Annotated in this window: 17 protein-coding genes; 8 read left to right on the top strand and 9 right to left on the bottom strand. The window is 40.8% G+C overall.

The window, feature by feature from the left end; genetic code table 11:
* Positions 1–72: 72 nt before the first annotated feature.
* Together HUJ22_RS10170 and HUJ22_RS10175 are read left to right on the top strand one after the other, a co-directional pair.
* A complete protein-coding gene (locus HUJ22_RS10170) occupies positions 73–3,042 on the top strand; it encodes a PAS domain S-box protein (protein WP_290876887.1) in 2,970 nt (989 codons plus the stop codon).
* Between the two features lie 26 nt (positions 3,043–3,068).
* The gene (locus HUJ22_RS10175) at positions 3,069–4,307 is read left to right on the top strand and encodes a GAF domain-containing sensor histidine kinase (RefSeq protein ID WP_290876889.1); all 1,239 of its coding nucleotides are present in this window, start codon (positions 3,069–3,071) and stop codon (positions 4,305–4,307) included.
* A gap of 94 nt (positions 4,308–4,401) precedes the next feature.
* On the opposite strand, the gene HUJ22_RS10180 is transcribed toward HUJ22_RS10175, so the two are convergent.
* From HUJ22_RS10180 to HUJ22_RS10190, 3 genes are all read right to left on the bottom strand, one after another.
* On the bottom strand, positions 4,402–6,234 hold the full coding sequence (locus tag HUJ22_RS10180) for a response regulator (protein ID WP_290876890.1): 1,833 nt from the start codon (positions 6,232–6,234) through the stop codon (positions 4,402–4,404).
* A gap of 61 nt (positions 6,235–6,295) precedes the next feature.
* Positions 6,296–6,724: a SufE family protein gene (locus HUJ22_RS10185; RefSeq protein ID WP_290876892.1), complete on the bottom strand. Its 429-nt coding sequence runs from the start codon at positions 6,722–6,724 to the stop codon at positions 6,296–6,298.
* 90 nt (positions 6,725–6,814) lie between these two features.
* Positions 6,815–8,080 (bottom strand): PAS domain S-box protein, encoded by a 1,266-nt coding sequence (locus HUJ22_RS10190; RefSeq protein WP_290876895.1) that lies wholly within the window; start codon positions 8,078–8,080, stop codon positions 6,815–6,817.
* Between the two features lie 224 nt (positions 8,081–8,304).
* Between HUJ22_RS10190 and HUJ22_RS10195 the strand changes: the two genes are divergently transcribed.
* A complete protein-coding gene (locus HUJ22_RS10195) occupies positions 8,305–8,991 on the top strand; it encodes an SUMF1/EgtB/PvdO family nonheme iron enzyme (RefSeq protein WP_290876898.1) in 687 nt (228 codons plus the stop codon).
* A 60-nt stretch (positions 8,992–9,051) separates the two neighbouring features.
* On the opposite strand, the gene HUJ22_RS10200 is transcribed toward HUJ22_RS10195, so the two are convergent.
* Positions 9,052–10,215: an acyl-CoA dehydrogenase gene (locus HUJ22_RS10200; RefSeq protein WP_290876901.1), complete on the bottom strand. Its 1,164-nt coding sequence runs from the start codon at positions 10,213–10,215 to the stop codon at positions 9,052–9,054.
* A gap of 165 nt (positions 10,216–10,380) precedes the next feature.
* Here HUJ22_RS10200 and HUJ22_RS10205 point away from each other — a divergent pair, with 165 nt between their 5' ends.
* The 5 genes from HUJ22_RS10205 to HUJ22_RS10225 all read left to right on the top strand — a co-directional run bounded on the left by HUJ22_RS10205 (position 10,381) and on the right by HUJ22_RS10225 (position 17,956).
* Positions 10,381–11,790: a methylmalonyl-CoA mutase subunit beta gene (locus HUJ22_RS10205; protein ID WP_290876904.1), complete on the top strand. Its 1,410-nt coding sequence runs from the start codon at positions 10,381–10,383 to the stop codon at positions 11,788–11,790.
* Positions 11,790–13,934 (top strand): methylmalonyl-CoA mutase, encoded by a 2,145-nt coding sequence (scpA, locus tag HUJ22_RS10210; protein ID WP_290876906.1) that lies wholly within the window; start codon positions 11,790–11,792, stop codon positions 13,932–13,934. Before HUJ22_RS10205 ends, scpA begins: the two co-directional genes overlap by 1 nt.
* Positions 13,935–14,143: 209 nt before the next feature.
* Positions 14,144–15,082: a methylmalonyl Co-A mutase-associated GTPase MeaB gene (gene meaB, locus HUJ22_RS10215; protein ID WP_366871099.1), complete on the top strand. Its 939-nt coding sequence runs from the start codon at positions 14,144–14,146 to the stop codon at positions 15,080–15,082.
* A gap of 185 nt (positions 15,083–15,267) precedes the next feature.
* On the top strand, positions 15,268–16,782 hold the full coding sequence (locus HUJ22_RS10220) for a PKD domain-containing protein (RefSeq protein WP_290876912.1): 1,515 nt from the start codon (positions 15,268–15,270) through the stop codon (positions 16,780–16,782).
* A gap of 190 nt (positions 16,783–16,972) precedes the next feature.
* A complete protein-coding gene (locus HUJ22_RS10225) occupies positions 16,973–17,956 on the top strand; it encodes an endonuclease/exonuclease/phosphatase family protein (protein WP_290876915.1) in 984 nt (327 codons plus the stop codon).
* A 284-nt stretch (positions 17,957–18,240) separates the two neighbouring features.
* Here HUJ22_RS10225 and cdaA read toward each other — a convergent pair whose 3' ends face one another.
* From cdaA to HUJ22_RS10250, 5 genes are all read right to left on the bottom strand, one after another.
* A complete protein-coding gene (gene cdaA, locus HUJ22_RS10230; RefSeq protein WP_290876918.1) occupies positions 18,241–19,056 on the bottom strand; it encodes a diadenylate cyclase CdaA in 816 nt (271 codons plus the stop codon).
* Positions 19,057–19,071: 15 nt separating this feature from the next.
* The gene (gene folP / locus HUJ22_RS10235) at positions 19,072–19,854 is read right to left on the bottom strand and encodes a dihydropteroate synthase (RefSeq protein ID WP_290876921.1); all 783 of its coding nucleotides are present in this window, start codon (positions 19,852–19,854) and stop codon (positions 19,072–19,074) included.
* Between the two features lie 107 nt (positions 19,855–19,961).
* Positions 19,962–20,297 (bottom strand): DUF3470 domain-containing protein, encoded by a 336-nt coding sequence (locus tag HUJ22_RS10240; protein WP_290876923.1) that lies wholly within the window; start codon positions 20,295–20,297, stop codon positions 19,962–19,964.
* 129 nt (positions 20,298–20,426) lie between these two features.
* Entirely contained in the window at positions 20,427–21,641 is a 1,215-nt protein-coding gene (locus tag HUJ22_RS10245; protein ID WP_290876926.1) for an ectonucleotide pyrophosphatase/phosphodiesterase, read from the bottom strand.
* An 80-nt stretch (positions 21,642–21,721) separates the two neighbouring features.
* Positions 21,722–24,406 carry a TonB-dependent receptor gene (locus HUJ22_RS10250; protein WP_290876928.1) on the bottom strand — a complete coding sequence of 895 codons (2,685 nt, stop codon included), beginning with the start codon at positions 24,404–24,406 and terminating at the stop codon, positions 21,722–21,724.
* Positions 24,407–24,717: the final 311 nt, after the last annotated feature.

Below are 24,717 nucleotides of genomic sequence, written 5' to 3' on the forward strand. Positions count from 1 at the left end.
ATTCATTCGAATGTAAATCAAAGTAATTTTGATAAAGACTTGAATAAATAGTCGACAGCCTAAAGTAGTACAATGAAAAAAGAAGATAACATATATTCCATGATTGAGCTTGACATCGTCAGTTCATCTATTTTAAATGCTCTTAATGCACAAATAGCCATAATCAATCCGGATGGAAATGTGGTGGCATTTAATCAAAAGTGGAAATTATTTAGAGAGAGCTTACAAGAGAATTGGAGCCACCCCGGATTAGAAGCAAACATATTAAAAAGCTTACAAACTCCTTTGGCTGAAGGCAATGACTTTGCCCTCCGCCTATTGCTTGGTATAAAAGATGTGCTTGGTCGGGAGATTAACACCTTTGAAACAAAGTATCGCCTTACTTCTGAAGACCAAGAGCATTGGTTTAAAATAACCATCACTTCATTGGGTATTGAGCAGGGAGCTGTTCTAGTTTATGAAGATATAAGTGCTCAAATAGAAAGCAGCAAATACCTGAAAGAAACCCGGCAAAAATTTGAAAATCATTTTCATAACAGCCTGTATGGCATCTTGATTTCTGATGAAAATCATTCAGTCATAGAAGCAAATAGCGTGGCCTGTAATATTTTAGGGACTACCCGCGAGGCAATCACCTACTCTACCGTCAATAATTATTTGAATGTGGATTTAGATATAGAACACATCCAAAAAAGGATAAACAGGGAAGGTAATTATATTGGGGAGTCGGAAATTATTGCTGTTGACGGCAAAAAAATTCCTATTGAGCTGAGTGTAACTTTATTCCGAAATGAAGATGGCAAACCGATATCCAGTTGGGCATTTAAAGATATTTCTGACAAAAAGATCACAGAGCAAGCCCTTAAAGAAACTGAACAGCAATACAAAATGCAGTTCAACAATACCCTGGAAGGAATCTTCATAGGCAGACCGAATGGCCTTATATTAAAGGCAAATCCGGCTGCCTGTGATATTTTGGGGTACACCGCCGAGGAACTGGAGGGACAGCACAGAGACATTATATTTGACCTCGAAAATCCCTCAAATGCTGCTGCTGTGGCCAACCGTAGAGAAAAAGGATCGATCAAAGCTGAAGTTGAATTTACTCATAAAGACGGACATAAAATCCCGGTTGAAGTAAGTTCTGTAATTTTCAATGCTGAAGATGGCACCGAAAAAACCATCATTAATATAAAAGATATTTCCTCCCGAAAGTCTGTAGAAAAACAACTGATAGCTGAAAAAGAATTCACTGAATCCGCGATTTCAAGCTTACCCACGGCCTTTTTTGTATTTAGTACCGAAGGTGAAATGATTCGCTGGAATGATGTGCTTGAAGAAGATCTGGGTTATACAGCCCGTGAAATAGCCAGAATGAATGTTATGCAACTTGTCCATCCTGACGACCGCCCGGTGCTGGAAGATATTTTAGCCGGTGAGTTAGTCGGAAACAGAGTTAGCATTGAAGCACGATGCATAACCAAAGCCGGTAAAACACTGCATTACCTGCTCAGCGGAACCAGCTTCGAACAAAATGGAGAAACATATATTGTGGGCGGCGGCCTAAACCGAAATAACATCAAAGAAATTGAAAAAGAAAAAAATCGAAATGCAGAACTTTTAAGTCAGCTTTTTGAAAACTCTCCGATAGGAATTGTTCTTATTGACACTAACGGCATTGTACAGAATTCCAATAAAAGCTTTGAACAGATTTTTGGATATACTCCTGAGGAACTGTCCGGCCAAAATCTGGATCATGCCATCGTTCAAAATTATATGGATCAGCAAGCCAAAACGCTTTCTCGCTTGAGCTTTACCGGAGACACTTTTCAAACAGAAACAATGAGAGTTAACAAAGCCGGGCAAGAAATTCCAGTGCTTATAGGTGGCGTGCCTGTTGAAGTGGATGGCGAAGTGATTGCCATCTATGGAATGTACGTAGATATTTCTGAACGCAAAGAACTTGAAAATCAAATTGTAGAACTTCTTGAAACAGAGAAAAAAGCAAGGCTTCACATGCAGGATATGTTTGAAGAAGCACCTTCAGCCATTGCCATGCTGGAAGGAGAAGATCATAGATTCACATTTGCTAATGACACTAGCAAAAAACTAATAAATAAAGAGGACCTGGTAGACAAACCGGTAAGTGAGGTTCTACCGGAGATAGTAGAGCAGGGGTTTATAGAATTACTGGATATTTGTTATTCAGAAGGAAAGGTTTTTAATTTTAATGAAAAGAAAGTCTATTTCAACAATGGTGATATTAGCCAACCAACCATTCATTATTTAAATTTTGTTTTTAAACCACTTCGCAATGATGATAACAAGGTGTACGGGATTTTCATTGAAGCAGTGGATGTCACCGAACAAGTGAAAACCAGGAATTTAATTGAGAAATCACTGGCCGAAAAGAATACCCTGTTAGGCGAAGTTCATCACAGGGTTAAGAATAACCTTGCGATCATTTCAGGGCTCTTGGAGCTTGAGCTAATGGGAACTCCCGATCAAGAGGTAGGCAAACACTTGCAGAGCACTCAGGCCCGTATTACCTCGATAGCAAAAATCCATGAACTTCTTTATCAAAACGAAAGCCTTTCGCATGTAAATTTTAAAAATTATATCGAAAGCATACTGAGCAGTGAAAGCAAAAACCCCGAAAGGATTATACAAAACTTTGACTTGCAGGATGTAAACTTGAATGTAAATCAGGCCATTCCGACCAGTATGCTTCTCAATGAAATCATCTCCTGCCTGAAAGACATAAACTGCCAAAATTATGGCGAAGGCTCAGGCGATCTTACTTTTGTACTGAAAGAAGCCAATGAATCTGTATCCATTGAATTTAAAGAAGGAAACAGGGCATTATTCAAAGACTTTAACAATTGTGATAAGGTAACCTCAGAGTTGCGTATGGAGTTAATAGAAGTATTGCTTCGTCAAATTCGCGGTAAAATGAATATTTCTGCTGACGGACAGGGTACTCTCACCATAAATTTTGCAAAAAGAGAAGCTAAAGGCCCTCACAATGCATTAATCAACTAACTGATAAAACTGAAGGCCCCTCACTCATGCTTACGCTTGTAGATACTAATAATGAAGTCGCTTATGTAACTCCGGATGATGAAGCCGAACGTCAGGCCGAAGTTGATCATTATCAAATTCTGGACACCCTTCCTGAAGAAGAGTTTGAATCGCTGGTAGAGCTGGCAGCCATCATAACCGGTTCCCCGATATCTTTAATGAATATTTTGGATCATGACCGACAATGGAGCAAGGCCGTTTTTGGAGACGAATCCGGGCAATCCATCCTGCGTTCTGAAAGTGTATGTCAGTACACTATCATGAAGGATGAAAATTTTGAAATAGAAGATCTTTCAAAAGATGAGCGCTTCATGAACATGTCGTATGTTGAGGGAAACCCTAAATACCGATCATACAGTGGTTATCCTTTAATAACACCTGAAGGATACAGGGTTGGTGCGCTTTGTGTGCTGGATACCAAACCAAAGAAACTTGATGAATCCCAGAAAAAATCGCTAAAGACCTTGGCAAACGAAATCATGGCCCGGCTTGAGCTTCGAAGTAAGCAACGCCAACTTGAACGGTTGAATAAAGAAAAAGATCTTTTCTTGAGAGCGGTTAATCACGATATAAAAAGTCCTATTAACGGTATTATAAGTTCAGCCCATTACTTACAGAATCTTTGGGACGGCGAGAAGGAAGAACTTTTTGAAATTCTTTCTATGATTGAAATAAGCGGACATAAATTAATTAACTATACCAGTGAGTTAATGTCGAATGCCATGTTCCAAAGTGACTCAAAGCTTCATTTAGATAACGTTGCTATTGACGAATTAATAAAAGATCTCATTCATATCTATACCCCGCTTGCCAAATCAAAAAATGTTGACCTCAAACTTAATTGCAATACCCCGGTATCATTCAGACTTGACAATGAGAAATTTAAACTCATTCTCAGTAACCTTGTTTCAAACGCCCTGAAGTTTAGCACAAAGGGTGATACCATTATCATAAATGCGGACATCAGTTCAAAAAGTACACGTGAACTCCGATGTTCCGTAACCGATACAGGCATTGGTATCCCTGAAGAATTTTTACCTACTCTTTTTGAAAAAAATAAGAACCATCAGCGACAAGGCACACAAGGTGAGATAAGTACCGGCATAGGATTACCCCTGGTCAAACAGTTTGTAGAGCTGCACAAAGGCAGTATCAGGGTTAATAGCAAAAAAGGGCAAGGAACGACTTTCAATGTAAGTATACCGGAACATAAAGAAATGCAGTAAGCCGGAATTTCATTTGTACCCCGAAAAACCAAGAGTCGCCCCCTGATACGGGGCGGCTTTTTTTATTATCGCTAATAAACTGGAGCCAAAACTCTTATTTCTCAATGTAATTAAAAAGTTTGTGTTCAAGCTCATCAGGATTAAAAGGCTTGGTTACAAAATCATTCATCCCTGATGCATAAACCTTTTCACGCACCTCTTTCAAAGCCGCTGCTGTTAGTGCTATTATGGGTATTTTTCGCTTGTATGGGTCATCCAGTTTGCGAATATTTTCTGAAGCTTCATACCCGTCCATCTTCGGCATTTGAAGATCCATTAAAATCACATCATAATTATTTTCTTTTACCGCTTCTACTGCTTCCAGCCCATTGTCTACTACTTTCATTTCAACATTCCATCGCTCAAGGAATCGCATCATTACTTTTTGATTAACCAGATTATCTTCAGCAAGTAATACTTTTAGTCCGCGAATACTTTGAGAACCCTTATTTTCATCAAAAACTTCAGAAACTTCTTTGTCGGAAGTACTCTTATCAAAAGTCAGTTCTACTATAAATGTACTGCCTTTACCCTCTTCACTTATCGCTGAAATTTTTCCACCCTGCAACTCAGTGAGCTGTTTACTTATAGTAAGTCCTAAGCCCGTACCCCCAAATAACCGTTTAGTATCATGGCTGGCTTGAGTAAAACTATCGAAAATTGTTTCAATTCTGTCTTTTTCAATTCCTATGCCGGTGTCTGAAATAGCAAACTGAAGACGAACGGCATCTTCATAATCACTCACAACCTCGACTTCTAACCGAACTTCCCCTTCTTCCGTAAATTTCAGGGCATTACTGGCTAAATTATTCAATATCTGTGTAAGCCTGGCCGGATCACCGACTAACATATTCGGGACTTCTTCTCCGATACTTGCGCTTAGATTTATTTCTTTATTTTGAGCCGTGGCTTTAAAGCTCTCAATAATTACATTGATTAACTTATTCAGCTCAAATTCAATGTTTTCAAATTCAATTTTTCCGGCTTCAATTTTCGAGAAGTCCAGAATATCATCAATCAGTGACAAAAGAGTTTTACCGGAAAAATCCAGGATATTGATCGGCTCAATCTGGTCCTTTCTTGGACTATCTTGCTTAAGTAAATGTGTCATGCCCAAAATAGCATTCATAGGCGTTCTGATTTCATGACTCATTGTAGCCAGGAATTCGGACTTGGCCTTGGTACTTTTCGCAAGCTGCTCTGTAGCCAATTCAAGCTGATTGATATACGTTTCCAGCTTTTCCTGTTTTAAGCTAAGTTCTTGATTCAGCTCCTGCTCTTTTTGCAGCAGCTCCATAGTTTGATGTTCTGCGCTTTCTTTGAATTGAGAAAATGTATTAAAAATGAGCCATGTTGTTACAAAAGAACCGGTAAGTACCGCCCATCTCACCAAAGAAAACCCACTGTCGGACATACTAATGCGTTCAAAAATGATATAATCTAAAATAAAGTAGGAGAGAACAGAAAGCAGTATCCCAATATTTCGCAAATGAACCTGCGCATTATCAAACAAAAGTATAGACAAGCCCATCGCAGGAATAAAAAAGGCCTGAATCATTGCATCGTTGCCGAAAACCGAACTTAGAATAACAATACCGATATCAGCGTAGGCAATGAGCAGTATTTTGGCCGCTTTTTCGAAACCCTGGCGGGCAAGAAATGGAATTAACAGAAAAGCGATCGCCTCTGACAAAAAGAACCATGTTAATGAAACAGATTCATTAATCTGGAATGCTACTAAAAATAACACGGAAACCCCTGCAAGGAAGAATGAAACGGAATTTAAGACCGTCATTCCCGCTTTCTTACCAACAACATCCTCCTCAGTCCTTAGGTCTTTACCCAAGGCGATGTCAGAAATACCGGTGAGAGAAAATTTCTTACTCATATCCATTTTTAATCCCCATTAGAGGGGAATTAACCGAATTATTTTGAACCTTACAATTAGATTACGATAACGTTTTTTGGGATTTAAAGGCCATGGCATAGATTTTCATCTGTTTTACCATAGAAACCAAACCATTTGCGCGAGTAGGTGACAAATGCTTGGCCATCCCAATTTTGTCGATGAATGACGGAGGAGTGTTAAGTATCACATCCGGTTCCCTGTTCGAGTAAAAGCGGATCATCAGTGAAACCAAGCCTTTGGTGATAGCTGCATCGCTGTCGGCCTTAAATATGACTTTACCATCTTCCATTTGAGCAGTTAGCCAAACCTGACTTTGACAGCCTTTAACAAGGTTTTCCTCCACTTTAGCCTCTTCCGGAATGGGATCCAGCTTATCACCCAGCTTTATAATATACTTATATCTCTCCGGCCAGTCCTGAAGCAGTTCAAACTCTCTAACAATCCTTTCTTCTGTTTCTTGAATATCCATTTTTATTTTGAATATAAGGCTTCACCTATTCCCCATAAAGAAAAAGCCCACACTTAGGCGGGCTTTTTTTTAACAACAATAAGATATTGCTCAGTTTTCGACTTCTAATTCAATTACAGCCACACTTTTTACACTTTCTACTACTTCACCGCTTGAGCCATAATCCGGTTTAAAAGATTGTATTACGGAAATATAATCCCCTTCTGAAGTTTTGTACTTACAGCTTATACTCGAAGGGGTTCCGTTAAATGCTTTTTCAAGTGCCTTTTCGATATCACTCAGGTCATCAGCATGTATTACATCCTTTACCCCATTACCTAAAATCGTATCCGGATCGAGGCCGGTTACACTCTTAAAACTATCGGAAACAAATTTGCAGCCGGTTTCACCATCTTCAGTGATAACAAATCGCAACGAAAATTCATCTTTTTTGCCAACTATATCCTCAAATTCACTTTTTTTCCTTTTAAGCGTTTCAACAATACGATTTCGTAACGATATATTATCGAAATGTACCCGTATAATTGTCTCATCATTGCTAACAAAATAGTTGATGTTGCCTTCCAGCTTTACTTCATCCCCGTCTTTTTGAATAAATTTCCATGGGTATGACTCATCTTCAACCTTTTTTGAATCAAAATCAGCAAATAAGTTTTTCAGCTCTTTCTGATCGTCATCAGAAACCAAATCCCAGATTTTAACGGTTTTCAGCTCATCCGCATCATACCCCAATAAATTCTTAAAAGAATTATTTGAGGCAATGATATTGCCTTGAATGTCTAAATCAACATAAGTCTTTTTAGACTCCTCTATCAGATTGTCAAAATCGAGGTTGGCATCAAATATTAATTTACTCGACTCCTTACGGTCAGTAATATCCCGTTGATAAGAAACCCAGTGAGTAATTTCTCCATTCTTATTGGTAAGCGGATGTATATCCCATTGATTTACAAATTCACTACCGTCTTTTTTATAGTTGACCGTATGCCCAAAAAAAGCCTGACCTTCAATAAGCCGTTCCTTAAGTCTGTCCAATACATGGCGATCTGTCTTCTCTCCCTGTAAAATCCTCGGGGTTTTTCCCAATACCTCTTCTTTTGTATATCCCGTCATTTTTGTAAATCCATCATTTACATAAACAATTTTAGGCCCGGGTTTTTCAAGATCCAGCTCTGTAATGAGAATTGAATCATAGTCATGCTTTATCGCTTGCTCTACCAGCGAAAGCTGCTTTTTCACTTCTTCATAGTGTTGGTAAAGTTCCCCAAATATTTCTTCAAGTTTAGAAAATGAGGCTTCATCTTTACTGCATTTCTTCAGCTGATCTAAAATCTGATGGTCTAACTTCTGATCCATTTTTATTTAATTGATTTGTCTAAGTAAGAGAGATGTCGGTGTTCTGCCAAACATAAACTCTGTCAACTACAACATCATTCCATTTTCTGGAATTTTTTTTAAATAAATACTATGTTATTAGTATGTTTTATTTTCTTCACAATATCCTGCTTTTTTTGCTGCTTGTACTTTCCGTGAATAGTTGCTCCTTTTTCAAAAACACACCAACTATTTCCAAGCCCGAAATGGTTTTTGTAAAAGGAGGCACTTTCATCATGGGAGATGTTATCGACAGTACCAATGACGATGCCCTTCCCTTGCATGAGGTAACTTTAGATAACTTTTATATCGGAAAGTATGAAGTTACTTACAAACAATACGATGATTTTGCCTTAGCTACAAACCGAGCTCTTCCAAATGACAGAAATTACGGGCGCGAGAAAAGAGCGGTTGTGTATGTGAATTGGTATGACGCCCGGGCATTTTGTAACTATTGGGACTGGCGGCTTCCAACTGAAGCAGAATGGGAATATGCTGCCCGCTCAGGGGGTAAACTAACTCCATATTCGGGAACCAATACCCCGGACTCTTTGGAATTATATGCTGTAACCTCCAACTCGGATATCAATTTTTCCTACCCGGTTGGCAGTAAAAAGCCAAACGAACTGGGTTTGTATGATATGAGCGGGAATGTACTTGAGTATGTTGGCTCTTTTTATCAACACTACTCTGCGCCGGACAGTCTTTATGATCTGGAAAACAGGGGAGTACGAATCATCAGAGGCGGAAGTTTTGAGGAGGAAATCGAAGTTAACCGGACCTATTGGCGGGTTGGAACTTATGATTTAATGGTACATAACGATGTTGGATTCCGGTGTGCCATCACTCAAGAAGAGCTAAATAATTCAGGGTTTCTCAAAGGCATGTTTTAAAACAAAACCGAATAGACGTTAAAATAAAAAGGGGGCCGAAGCCCCCTTTTTCTCACTCACTCATCGAAGTAGCAACTTAGCAATTGTGCTGAGCTGCATGTTCGTTGTACCCTCGTAGATCTTACCGATCTTAGAATCACGGTAATATTTCTCTACGGGATATTCTTTCACATATCCGTATCCTCCAAATAAATCGATAGCTTGCGAACTTACACTTTCAGCCACCTCAGAGGAATAGAACTTAGCCATTGCGGCTTCTTTCAAAAATTTTTGACCACTCATCTTAATGCGTGCTGCATTATATACCAATAAACGGGCAGTTTCAATATCTGTTGCCATGCGTGCCAGCTGAAACTGAACACCTTGAAAGTCGGAAATAGCTTTCCCAAACTGCTTTCGTTCCTGTACATAAGCCAAAGCTGCATCAAAAGCACCCTGGGCAACTCCGATCATTTGAGCACCAATTCCAATACGGCCCTCATTTAATGTTTCAATGGCTACTTTATATCCTTTTCCTACTTCACCTAACACATTTTCTTTGGGAACACGGCAATCTTCCAATAAAATTTCACATGTGGAACTGGCTCGTATCCCCAACTTATTTTCTTTTTTGGAGACTGAAAAGCCTTCCATGCCCCGTTCCACCACAAAAGCCGTTATTCCTTTATATCCGGCCTCCGGATTTATATTTGCAAACACAAGAAAGATATCGGCTTCATTTGCATTAGTAATCCATAATTTGGTTCCATTAAGTACAAAATGATCTCCATCTTCCTTAGCCGCTGTTTTAAGGGCGAATGCATCACTTCCCGATCCGGCTTCTGACAAACAATATGCCCCCACTTTTTCGGTAGCTAATTGTGGTAAATATTTTTCTTTGAGGTGATCTGAAGCAAAGTTAATAAAGGCATTATTCACCAATGTGTTCTGTACATCCATGAAAACACCGGCTGAAGCATCGACGCGGGAAATTTGCTCGATGGCAACAACAGACATCATAAAAGTTCCGCCTCCACCGGCATAACGCTCAGGAATATCGATTCCCATCAAGCCCATTTCAAAAAACTGTTTGATTAAATCGGGATCAAGTTTGGCCTTTTCATCCATCTCTTCTACCAAAGGCTTTATTGAAGCTTCGGCAAAATCAGCAGCTGCTTCTTTTAGCATTTGTTCATCTTCGGTGAGCTGTGTTAAAGGCGGAATTAATTGCTCCGTTTGTTCCATCTATAAAGTAAGTGAGTTGGTTTGGGGTAAAAATTGATCAGAATATACAAATTGTAAGCGCTTTTTTACTAATTAAAACGGTATTTTTTAACTGCAGTTAGTAAAGAACTTCTGACCTCTTTATTTTGACCTAAAATAAAAAGACTACAAACACATACAGCTGTTTTGGAAAAACTGGATTTTAAGGACGATCTTGATTTTAACGAGTTTCCTTCAGTTTCAATTGATGAGTGGGAAGCTGTAATTGAAGCAGATTTAAAAGGAAAAAATTATAAAGAAGTGTTGCGCTGGTCCCCGGAAGAAGGGCTCGATGCTTTACCTTTCTACCGAAAGGATCACTTAAAAAATATTCATCAAAACGCGAATCCTGTTCGCAGCTCCGGATCTTGGAATATTATTGAGCCTGTTGATGATGCTGACATTAGCACAGCCAATTCGCTTGCGTTAGAAGCACTTGAAAATGGGGCTTCAGGCTTGAATTTTAACTTGAAAGCCGAACGTTTCTCCACACGCAACGACCTCGAGCAACTTTTAGAGAATGTTCAAATTGATATTATTACACTCAAATTCGGACCTTCGCTTTCAATTCCACAAATAGCTAAATGGGTAAACGAAATTTGCAAAGAGCGTAACCTGGAATCGAAAAAATACGATATCCACTTTTCCTTTGACCCCTTTTCTAATGCCCTCCAAACCGGCAAACTGGCAGCTAAAAAAGACCTTCAACATATACTGAAGGAATTTGAAAGCTCTTTTAAATACTGTTTGGTTGACTCTGCCCCGTATGGCAATTCAGGCGCTACCGTCATTCAACAAATTGCTTTTGCGTTGGCGGCAGGAAATGAATTTTTAGGGTTAGGAGAAAATACAGACACATCCGGGCATACCTATTTTAACTTTTCAGCCGGTCCTCATTACTTTCCCGAAATTGCCAAATACCGTGCATTCAAATTGATGTGGAAGCAGGTTCTGCAAGAATATAAGGTTGAAGATTCTCGCTTTTCAATTCACGCCGAAACAGCTTTGTGGAATAAATCTAGAACCGATGCACACAATAACATGATCCGTACCACTACCGAAGCCATGTCTGCCGCTTTGGGTGGGTGTGATGCCGTCACGGTTCACCGTTATGATAAACATTTTGAAAAAGCATCCGGTTTCTCCTCACGTATCGCCCGAAACATCCAGCTCATTTTACAAGAAGAAGCCTATCTCAATAAGGTAGCTGATCCGGGAGCCGGTTCTTATTATATCGAAGTTTTAACAGATAAAATAGCCCGAGAAAGTTGGGAATTGTTCCAGAAAATTGAAAGCAAAGGCGGATTTTATGAATGCATTAAAAGCGGATTTATTCAAAGTGAGATCAACAAGTCTAAGGAAGAAAAAATCTCAGCCTACAAAGAAAAGCAAAAGGTATTGGTGGGAGTGAATAAGTACACGCCGGGGAAAATTCAAAATTCAAAATTCAAAATTCAAAATTTGGGAGATTTTGAATTTTCAGGCGGTTCCTTCTTAGACATTCAAAAAATTGAGCCTTTAAATATTGAGGCTGTACTTCAAATGGGAGAAGGATAATGAAGAAAGATTTTTCAAAAATCAGTTTAAATCTTCCGTCAGATGAGAAATCAAACGGAGCCTCTGATTCCAAGTGGGAAACTCCCGAACAAATTCCGGTTAAGCCAAAATTTTTCCAAAGTGACATTAAAAAACTGGGGCATCTGAATTATGCTGCAGGAATTCCGCCTTACCTCCGCGGGCCTTATTCAACTATGTATGCCGTTCGGCCGTGGACGATCCGGCAGTATGCCGGCTTTTCGACGGCTGAAGAATCCAATGCCTTTTACCGAAGGAACTTGGAAGCCGGCCAAAAAGGCCTTTCCGTAGCTTTTGATTTAGCCACCCACCGAGGTTACGATTCTGACCACCCCAGGGTATCCGGAGATGTCGGTAAAGCCGGTGTTGCCATTGATTCTGTGGAAGACATGAAAATCCTCTTTGATCAAATACCGCTGAATAAAATGTCGGTGTCCATGACTATGAACGGTGCTGTAATTCCGGTTATGGCTTTTTATATCGTAGCTGCTGAAGAACAAGGAGTAAAACCGGAACAGCTGGCCGGAACGATTCAGAACGATATTCTGAAAGAATTTATGGTGCGGAACACCTATATATATCCGCCTGAACCTTCCATGAAAATCATCGGGGATATTTTTGAATATACTTCCCAAAATATGCCGCGGTTTAATTCCATTTCCATCAGCGGGTATCATATGCAGGAAGCCGGGGCTACTTGTGATATAGAGCTGGCTTATACCCTGGCCGACGGACTGGAATACCTGCGGACCGGAATTGATGCAGGGATGGATATTGATGAATTTGCCCCCCGGATTTCATTTTTCTGGGCTATTGGGATGAATCATTTTATGGAAATTGCAAAAATGCGGGCCGCTCGATTGTTATGGGCTAAAATTGTGAAGTCCTTCAACCCGAAAAATAAAAAATCGCTTTCACTGCGAACGCATTGCCAAACTTCAGGCTGGAGCCTTACCGAGCAGGACCCATTTAATAATGTGGCAAGAACAACCGTAGAGGCAATGGCCGCAGCACTGGGTCACACTCAATCTCTCCACACCAATGCCTTAGATGAAGCCATTGCATTACCTACCGACTTCTCGGCCCGTATAGCGCGAAATACGCAGTTATACCTTCAGGAAGAAACCGGCATCACCAAAGCAGTGGATCCGTGGGCAGGTTCTTATTATGTAGAATATCTCACGGACAAAATTGCCCGGCGTGCCTGGGAATTGATTGGCGAAGTAGAAGAATTGGGAGGAATGGCTAAAGCCATTGAGACCGGACTCCCCAAAATGCGCATAGAAGAAGCGGCTGCCCGGAAACAAGCACGCATAGATTCCGGAAAAGACACCATTGTCGGCATTAATAAATACCAAACCGATGAAAAGTCAGAAATTGATGTACTGGAAGTGGATAACGTGAAAGTGCGAAAATCTCAGATTGAGCGCATCAATAAAATGAAAGCAGACCGAAACGATAAAAACGTACAACGAGCACTTGATAAACTTACCAAATGTGCTGAATCCGGTGATGGAAATTTATTAGCTTTGGCAGTTGATGCCGCCCGCGAGCGAGCAACTCTTGGCGAAATCTCTGATGCCATGGAAAAATCATTCGGGCGATATAAAGCAACCATAAAATCTATTTCCGGCGTGTATTCTTCTGAATTGAAAAATAATGATCAGTTTAAAGCAGCCTTAAACCTGGCCGATAAATTTGCCGAGCTGGATGGAAGGCGCCCGAGAATTATGGTGGCTAAAATGGGTCAGGATGGTCACGACCGCGGTGCTAAGGTTATTTCAACCAGCTTTGCCGATTTGGGCTTTGATGTGGATATCGGGCCGCTCTTCCAAACTCCTGAAGAAGCCGCAAAACAAGCTATTGAAAATGATGTGCATATTTTAGGGGTCTCCAGTCTGGCAGGTGGACACAAAACTCTGGTTCCCCAGGTTATTGATGAACTAAAAAAGCACGGTCGCGATGATATTATTGTTATTGCCGGCGGCGTAATTCCCCAACAAGACTATGACTTCTTGTATGACGCCGGAGTAACAGCTGTATTTGGGCCCGGAACCGTCATTCCAAAAGCAGCCAAACAAATTTTAGATGTGTTGATAGAGAATTATTCCAATGGACTGGATTGATCGATCTTCTTCAGCTCCTTCCATTCGCTCCAATGCGGAGCGCAGGAGCGAGGACGAAATATTGCCCTTACTAACTTTTCCAAAGTTAGTAAGAATCCTCTGCCAACTTCCATTTCCCGGTAACTTTGGAAAAGTTACAGGAGGGAAATGTGAGTAAAAAACTTCCTTCCTCAAAAGAATTTATTGACGGCATTTTATCCGGAGACCGGATGTTGCTTAGCCGTGCCATTACCCTCATCGAAAGCACAAAAAAGGAGCATCAGGAACTTGCCCAGGATATTATAGAAGGCTGCCTGCCACATTCAGGGAATTCAGTCCGGATTGGAATTACAGGGGTACCCGGTGTAGGTAAAAGTACCTTTATCGAGGCTTTTGGAAATTATGTTATTGAAGAAGAGAACCGCACACTGGCAGTATTGGCAGTGGACCCTTCCAGTTCCAAAACGCGCGGAAGCATTTTAGGTGATAAAACGCGTATGGAAACACTTTCTAATCACCCCAGAGCATACATACGGCCTACTCCAACTTCCGGCTCATTGGGCGGGGTTGCACGGAGTACCCGGGAAACCATTACTCTGTGCGAAGCTGCGGGATTTGATACTATTTTAATTGAAACCGTAGGCGTGGGCCAATCCGAAACAGCTGTTCATTCCATGGTCGATTTCTTTTTACTGTTGATGCTTGCCGGCGCCGGTGATGAATTACAAGGCATTAAGCGCGGAATCATGGAGATGGCAGATTCCATTGTCATTAACAAAGCTGATTCCGGAAATGAGGATGCTGCAAAACGAGCAATGGCTGAATATAAAAACGCGCTTCACTTATTCCCACCTACAGAATCCGGATGGATTCCAAAAGTTGCCACTTGCTCGGCTTTTCACAATAAAGGAATTCCTGAAGTTTGGGAGATCATAGATGAGTTTGTGCGGCATACTAAAAGCAAGGGCTTTTTCGAGCAAAAAAGAAGAGAACAAGCCAGCTATTGGCTGGATGAAAGTATTAACCAGGAATTGCATCGCGCCTTTTATGATAATCCGGAGTTAAAAAAGAGGTTGGAAATAACCCGTAAGCAGGTACAAAATAAAGAGGTATCCTCTTTTACGGCCGCAAAAAAATTAATCCGGTTATTTTTTCGAAATACCCCTTAAAAAGATACGTGCTTTTTTCGCTTCAATAAGCACAATTATATGTTTATCACTATGTGCTTTAAATTATCCTTTTGTTAAATGGATGAAATTGACCTTCTTTTTTTTTAACTACTTTGAATTCGATTACCCCGTTGCCTCCCAAAGGGGTAAGTATGTTTAAATTCAAATAAAAAAAAGGATCAAATATGAAGAAATACTTCAATTTTTTAGGGACATTTGTATTGCTTTCGGCCTTGTTGGTTACTGGTTGCAGCGATGAATCTAACCTGATTTCACAAACTGAATCAGAAGAACCTACAAGCACAAGAAGTCAGGCTTTATATAAAACAGCTTTTCCTGCAGAAGGCACCTCATCTACACTTGACTTTGCCACCTGGAACCTGGAATGGTTTGGTGACACTGAAAATGGGCCCAGCAATGAGCAGCTTCAACTCGAAAATGTACATCATATCATTTCCGGATTAGACATGGATCTATGGTCAATTCAGGAAGTAACCAGTGTACCCCATTTCGATAATCTCGTCTCACAACTTTCGGGATATGATGGGTTTCTAGCCAATGATCCTTTTGTAACAGACGGTGCTGCATACTACAGCGACTTTGAGGATAATGAGCTAAAAGTAGGTATCATATATAAAACCAATCTTGTCACTGTTGAAAGTGCGAAAGTGATTCTCAAAGAATATGATTATGAATTTGCCGGTCGCCCCCCGGTTGAAGTTCAGCTTTCCGCTACAGTTGATGGAGTTACTCAGGATATTGTAATGATTTTACTTCATGCCAAAGCCGGATCACGCGGAGATGCGTTTGAAAGAAGACAAGCCGGGTCAGTAGCTTTAAAAACTTACCTTGATTCGACCTGGCCCAGTGCCCATGTAAAAGTGATTGGAGACTTCAACGACGATGTAGATCAGTCGATACAAAAGCCAAACGAATCTCCCTACAAAAATTTTGTCGATGATGCAGCCAGTTATGTTTTCCCTACAAAAGAGCTGTCGGATGCAGGTATTACTTCTACAGTATATTACTCTGATATGATTGACCATCACCTGAGCACCAATGAATTGATTGCTGCTTATGTAGATGGTACTGTTCAGGTTTTTCCTGCCGATCAATATGTGGAAGATTATGATCAAACTACCAGCGACCACTACCCGGTACTTTCAAGCTATTCCCTTTCAGGCAGCGGCGGTGAAACGAATGACCCTCCTATTGCTTCCTTTACTTATACCTGTACTGAATTGAGTTGTGATTTTGATGGAACCGGCTCTTCCGACAGTGACGGGTCTATAACTGATTATAGCTGGGACTTTGGAGATGGGAATACCGGCACCGGATCTACCATAAGCCATTCTTATGCCTCCGGAAACACTTATACTGTCACCCTTACGGTTACAGACGATGGGGGAGCAACAGGTACTGATGCCCAAGATGTAATCGTCTCAGAATCAACATCAGGGGATATCACTCTTTCTGTTAGCGGATACAAAGTTCAGGGAGCTCAGAAAGCAGATTTGACTTGGTCAGGAGCCACTTCAACTGATGTTGATGTTTATCGCGATGCCTCACTTATTGTAACTACTGCCAACGATGGAAGTTACACTGATAATATTAATAACCGTGGTGGAGGAAGTTATACCTACCAGGTTTGCGAGGCCGGAACCAGTACTTGTTCAAACCAAGCAACTGTTAATTTCTAATCCTCATTGTTAAGTAGATTAAAATCTCAGACCAGCCATATTCTGTGGCTGGTTTTTTTATTCCCCAATATTCCGCCCCTTTATTCCAAGAGATTTTTTTACCTTGAGACTCACTTTTTTTGATTAAAAGTACCTCTAAAAATATACCACTGCCTATATCAACAAAATTCCCGTACTCATGCTATTTGTTATGAATAACAAGCCTCTCCATTATTTAGGCGTACTTATTTTTCTTTCGGCCGTTTTATTTACAGGATGCAGCAGCAAGAATAACCCGCTTCCCGATAATAATGAACCCATTCCCAATACCGAATTTGATGCAATAGGCACTGCCTCTTCTCTGGACTTTGCCACATGGAATTTGGAATGGTTTGGAGATATCAGTGAAGGCCCATCCAATGAGCAACTTCAGCTTGATAATATTGAATTCGTAATTTCAGGCCTGGAAGCAGACATTTGGTCGGTGCAGGAAATCACTTCATCCTCTCACTTTAATACTTTGTTGGACAAACTTGACGGTTATGAAGGAATTCTAGCAAATGATCCGACAGTTCAAAGTGATTCTGCTTACTACGATGATTTTGGGGGAAACGAACAAAAAGTAGGACTGGTATACAAAACAGATATAATCACTGTAAATAGTGCTCAAGTAATACTGACCGATTATGATCATGAATTTGCAGGGCGGCCACCTGTTGAATTTCAACTTTCAGCCACTATCAATAACATAACTCAAGACTTCATCGTAGTTTTGTTGCATGCCAAATGCTGTACAGATAATGAGTCGTATGAGCGGAAACAAACAGGAGCGGAAGCACTTAAATCTTATCTTGACCAAACATGGCCGGATGCTTACGTAATGGTTATCGGGGATTTTAACGATGACGTGGACACTTCGATTACCTCCTCTAAAAGCTCCGCATATCAAAATTTTGTAGATGATTCATTGAACTACATCTTTCCCACGAAAGAACTTTCTGATGCCGGTATCTCTTCTACGGTCTCCTATCCGGATGTCATTGATCATCACCTAACCTCCAATGAGTTGTATAACTTCTATATAGAAAATTCGGTTATTTCATTTCCTGCAGATGATTATGTAACTAATTATGGCAATACAACCAGTGATCACTATCCTGTGTTATCGCAATATACTCTGCAATCCGGAAATTGATTGAAACCGACCTGATGTATTACACATCTGATCAATGTTATAGGCGCAGAATGCCGGATTAGGGTTCGGAAAACTTAGGTACCCTACTCCAACAATCGGTCAGATGGACTTGGAGCCATCAGACCGGGAGCCAGAATAAACAACCATGAACTCGATCTGATGGATCACCCATCTGATCGATGATGTGAGCGCAGGCTGTTGAATCAGGATATGAAAAGGCTTGGGTTCAACGATCGGCCAGATTAACTAAAGCCTTCAGGCCGGGGATGCATAAAAACCGGCGTTCAGTTCAAATTTATGTCGGCTTGGGGGGAACTGAAAGCGACGTCTTCATCAAATTTTTGATCTCCGAACGATTCTTCCATTTCAGCCCGGAGTTTTTGAATAGTTAAGCCGCTTGTGAGTGCGCCGTTGCGGGCAATAGAGATCCTGCCGGTTTCTTCTGATACCACAATCACAAAGACATTATTGGACTCACTGATTCCTACGGCTGCACGGTGTCTCGTCCCAAATGAAGTAGAGATATTTGGATTCTGTGATATAGGGAGGTAACAGCTTGCCGCAACAATTCTATTTCCCCGAATCACAACAGCACCATCGTGCAAAGGGGTTTCTTTTTTGAAGATTGTTACCAATAATTCGCTTCTGATTTCAGCGTCAATGTTAACCCCTGCATCCACTAAATCCTGCAAAGAAGATGTTCGGGCAAAGACAATCAAAGCACCAATTTTATGCTTCGACATTTCTTTTACGGCCGTAACCACTTCATCAATGGTCTTATCAGAATTAGAGGTTGAGAAAAAACGGTCAAGACTTGTATTGGTTCCAAGCCGGTAGAGCAGCTTTCTGATTTCAGGCTGGAAGAGAATAATCAGAGCGATAATTCCCACATCCAGTATTTGACTTAAAATTGAATTGATGGTAGTAAAGCCAAGCAGACCAATTACCACATTTATAATCACTACAAACAAAATTCCCAATGCAGCCTGAATGGCAAACGTCCCCTTTACCCATCGATATAGATAGACCAAGACGAGCGCAATAATGAGCGTCTCGACGAAATCTTTAATTCCGAATTCGAGAAAACCAATAGGAAACAAAGCCGTCTGATTTTGTTATTGTTGAGATTGAACTGCGTTGAATATACGAATTGAATCGAAAGCTTCCTTCACATCGTGCACACGCAATATATTTGCGCCTTTTGTAAGTGCATGATAGTGAAGTGCAACAGTACCTGTAAGTCGACCGTCTGTAGGCCGGTTGTTTAATATCTTACCAATCATGGACTTGCGGGAAGCTCCAACCAATATAGGTAAATCAAATTTATGGAATTTGTCAAGATGAGCAATCAATTTAAGATTATGCTCTGTTGTTTTACCAAAACCTATTCCCGGGTCGAGAATAACTTTATGAGCCCCTCTTTTTTTTGCTTCCGCCAGTTGCTGCTCAAAAAAATTCATTACATCCTTTACCACATCCTCATACTCGGGATTTTTCTGCATGGTTTTAGGATCACCCTGAGTATGCATTAAAACATAAGCAGCATCGTATTTTGCACATAAGTCAGCAAGCCCGGGTTCTTTTTGCATCCCGCTTACGTCATTCACAATTTTTGCGCCGGCTTCTAACGCTTTTTCTGCGACTTCAACCTTGGTGGTATCAATCGAAAAGACGGCTTTTTTAAAAACCGGAATTGCTTTTTCAAGGATGGGCATTACACGGTCCATTTCCTGTTGAACAGAAACAGGATCTGCCCCGGGGCGTGTTGATTCCCCACCCACGTCAATAATTTCAGCCCCGTTCTTCAGCATCAAATGTATACGATCCATCGCCCTGCTGAGATCCGTGTATTTACCGCCATCGCTGAAAGAATCGGGCGTAGCATTTAAAATCCCCATTATTTTTGGAGAAGAAAAAGTGCTTAAAATTGAATTTTTTGCAGACAAAAAATTGGGGTTAGATCATAGTTGAATGTATTTCTAACTCGCCGAATCTTATGGGAAACTTACCAGGTTTCTATCAGTTGATCTCGTTTATCTTCTTTGGCAGCCCAATCATCGGCATCCGGTAATGCATCCTGAGTTTCGTTGATAATACGATCGTCCCAAGCTTCAGCAAGACGTTCATTCAGCTCAATATAGTCTTCCCATTTTTCCGGCACCTCATCATCCGGGTAAATTGCTTCTACCGGACATTCAGAAACACAAGCGTCACAATCGATACATTCAAAAGGATCAATCGTCAAAAAGTTTGGTCCTTCACGAAAAGCATCAACCGGACAGACGGCGGCGCAGTTAGTATATTTACATTGAATGCAGGGTTCAGTTACAACGTAAGCCATGTGTATAAATCAGTTATATATTGTAATAATGGGGTGAATTTTAGCCGATTGGAATATCCCCTCACTTTAGGACAGATGCAATCTTTATACCAGTATAGAACTGATTTTTTTGAATTATAATTTCTTCTTTTAATTCAGCATTACAGAAACACTATCTATGCTCCCATCAGTGTTTGCCGGTTTGATATTCAGAAGGGTGGCCATCAGGTCATACAGGTGTATGTTTTCAAAAGACTTCATTTGATATCCTTTTTTGAAGTCAGGCCCATTAGCTACAAAAATAGCATGCATTTCTTTCTCACGGTTATCAAAGCCATGTGCTCCACCTGAAGGGTAATCTTCTCGTGCATCAAAGTATTCTTTTGAATTGATGGTATATCCCAAATCCGCTACCAATAAAAGTTCAGGAACTCTCGGATGATTTTTCAAGTGATACCTTTCAGGAATGTTTTCCTTCTTATATACCTTAAAATGTTCTTCGTTTTGTTTCAGTGCCGTATACACTTCATCCAGCTTATCACCCTTTACATTAGCCATCAACGCCGGGCTGTAGGCAACCACCTCCAGGTCATCCGGGTTAATCATGTCATCCAAAACCACAATCTTGTCTTGAGAAACTTCTGCCATTCCATGATCAGAAACAATCATCAGGTTTGTAATATCAGTCAGAGCTTCTTCATTCATCCGTTGTATCAAATATCCCACTAACTCATCTGCTCTTTTTATGGCTTCAATTACTTGCGGGGAATCAGGGCCGTACCAGTGTCCTTGGGTATCTACAAAGTGAAAGTACAGGGTGGCGAAATCTACCTGTCCGGGATCATCGTAACTCAGCCATTTTACAACGGTATCTATTCTGGCTGAATCTTTCATCGACTCATCATACACTTTCCAGTGTGTGGGCCGCATATCTTGAATAGGAGTTTCGGAACCAACCCAAAACATAGTGCCTGCTTTTTTACCCGCTTTCTCCACCGTATTCCAGATGGGCTCCCCTTCATACCAAGCGGGATTTTCAACTGCCTCCCGGTCTCTGATCGTAAAGCGTGCATCCATTTCCGGATCGTACATGTTGTTCCCGACAAAGCCGTTATTCTCAGGATATAAACCGGTGGCTATAGCGTAATGATTGGGAAATGTTTTAGAAGGGAAAATGGGGATAAGTCCTTCACTTATTACTCCGGTCTCTACAAGTTTATCAAAATTTGGGGTTTCAGCTTTGGTTAAATAATCATGTCGGAAACCGTCAAAGGATACCAATAATAATTTTTCAGATTCCGGCTGCTGAGCAGTACACCCAAAAGCCATTAGCAAAATAAACAAACTCAAAAAGTAGTTTTTCATAATACTCTAAAATAAAAAAGCAGCCTGTTGTAAAACAGGCTGCTTTTAAAATTTACTTAATTTTTACTTTGGGCGGTTAATTAGAAATTAACACGGATTCCAAAATTATAACGTCTTGGAAGACCTAAGAATACCTCAGCGTCATCCGCATCGTGGTCTCCATCAAAGTCGTTAAAACGACTATTGTCAACTGCATCCTGAATATATGTTTCATCAAGCAGGTTGAACATGTTCAGGAAGAAGGTTGTTCCTTCAAGGATATCATCAAATGTATAGTTCACGTGCAGATTAAACACCGTATAGTTAGGTGCTTGCCATGGTTGTGCTCTGTCCGTTTCATCATCCCGACCGATTGGGTTAAAGTCTGACCAGTGACGGTAGAAAGAGGTTCCCACTAATTGAACGTCAACATTATTGGAAGGCTGCAATCCAAGGACATAAGCCAATTGAGCCTGAGGCGCATTACCTACTTTCAGGCCTTCAAGATATAGATTTATGTTTTGCGCACTTCCAGGATCTCCTTGATCTGTCAGATAAACAGCAGAAACATCGTTTTGGTATTCCCAAAGGTTATAAGAACCGGCAACATCCAAACGAACCCAGTCATTAGGCTTATAAGAAGTTTCCAATTCAACACCGGAGTGCATTTGATCAAGACCGGAAATGTTAATAATACCATCACTTCCATCTTCTTGCTGCACACCTCTTGTAAATGATCGGTCCTGACGGTCAGTCAAGTAGTAGTTGGCATTTACGCCAAACTTACCGCTGGCATCACGATAGCGAAGACCCGCTTCATAGAAAAAGAATTTTTCATTTTGAGGATCTTCATTAATAGCACCATTGAAATCGCTAATTACGTTATCAAAGATCGGCACTTTAGAAATGAAACCTACATTTACATATGCACCCAGATTATCATTGATATTATAAAGACCGCCACCTTTTACCTGATATCCAACAATGTTATCAGACTCACGAGTCAATGGGCTGCCATTTTCCTCTAGGAAAAAGTTTTCATGAGTATACTTAATTGTTGAAATACCACCAGTAGCATATACACTGTATTGGTCAGTTACATACTCACCCTGAACATACCCGCCATACCAGTCTACGGTGTTTGTAAAGTCATAAGCAACTTTATCACCTAATCTTGCCCGGTAGTTTGGATTCAGCTCATTGTTGGTTTCAACGTAGTATTCTCCGCCAAGCAGGTCACGTACCTCACGGTAATGCTCAATCTCAGCTGTTCTCCAGTCAAGCCCGGCCTGAATTTCAAAATTTTCAGTTGCCTGGTAAGACAGTTTCAGAATATCACCGATGGTCCATTGGTTGTTACGGCTGTTACGAATAATTCCATTGGATTCTGAATTTGGATTATTGACTGGGTCATAAGCGTTATCAGCAATAGTAGCATCCCAGTCAGCTACACGCTGGTTGTGGCTATAATCCCACTCGATATCCCCAAGAGTACCGGTTCCACCACCTTGTCCTCCGGAATAGTAAAGTACGTTAGTCATGGTAAGCTTATCGCTTAACTCACTATACCAGTTCAGGTTAATTTGCGGCTTGTGAAAAAAGTTTTCACGCTCGTTAATAAAATCTTTGCTGTACCGGCTCTGGATAGAAGAATTCACCCATGCACCGTCACCAATATATTGTTTTCCATTGTATGAAGAAGAAACTCCGGATACATTGGGGTTGGCGAAACGACCTAATTCACCGTGTACATCTGCAGCCGCCGGGTCGTAACCGTCAAGGCTCAATGCGTAAGAACGGTCGTAAGCAGCGGTATTCAATTTGTACAGGTTTTGTCCGTGACGTTGAGGGGCACCCAATACAAAAAGATCAAAGCGATTGTCTTCATTGGCTTGATACGAAGCAGCCAAGTGATAAGCCCATGCATCGGTCCAGGTTCCTTCAACGATACCGTCGCCTTCTTTACGCACACCTACAGCGCTGAAAGCCCACTTGTCATTGATTAAACCGGAATTTAATTGAAGGGTCTTTTTGGTAAAAGCACCGCTTCCATTTTCAAACTTCACAGAACCGCCTGCTTGATTCGCACTAGGATCCGTAATAATGTTAAGCGTACCACCCACTGAAGGTACTGCAAGGTTTACATTAGAAATACCTCTTTGAACCTGGATAGAACGGGCAGCATCACCAATACCATCCCAGTTAGACCAGTATACCCAGCCATTTTCCATATCATTTACAGGTACACCGTTGATCATAACAGCAACATTACGTTGGCTGAATCCACGAACGTTAATTCGGGCATCACCGGAACCTCCACCTTCTCCGGTTGAATAAACAGAAGGAGTAATATTTAACACTTCAGGAAGGTTACGCGAACCTAATTGAGCCTGAATAGCTTCCTGATCTACATCAGAGAAAGCAACCGGTGTGGTTTGATCTGAACGGGAAGCAAAAACCTCAAGTGCCGTTAGTGAAGCACTGGTTAGTTCCATTTCAAAATTCAGTTCCATATCACTAGAACCAACAGTGATTTCTTCGGTGATAGTTACAAATCCAACACTGGATACACGGATAGTGTAAGTTCCCGGCTGAACATCCCGGATTACGTATTCACCGTTAAGGTTAGTTGCATTACCTTGGTTGGTTCCCATCAAGATCAGGTTAGCGCCTATGATTGGCTCCCCTGAACCTTCTTCAGTAACCGTACCTCTGATAGCAGACTGTGCAAGTACTGCTCCAGAAATACCAAAGATTAAAATTACAGTGGATAGATATTTAAGCATGGTGTTTATTTTTGGTTGTGAGGTTAGATATATGATTATTGTGAAAAACCATTAAATGAATTTTGATGCCATTCATTACTTTACAAAGAGAAAGTATTTATGGCTAAAAAATAGCCGCTGCTTAATTAACTATTTTATTTCATTTCCGCCAAAGATAGTAATAATGAGCTAAAACTCCGCCCCCATTTCTGACTTAATAGTATCTTAACATCACATATATTTTTGCGCTTCCGTTTAGCTCCCTCTTTAAGCCTGATGAGCATTTTATCTCCCCCTCAATAAAAAAAGGGATCTCTTGCAAGAGATCCCTT

It is taken from the genome of Gracilimonas sp. (assembly GCF_014762685.1).
GTDB lineage: Bacteria > Bacteroidota > Rhodothermia > Balneolales > Balneolaceae > Gracilimonas.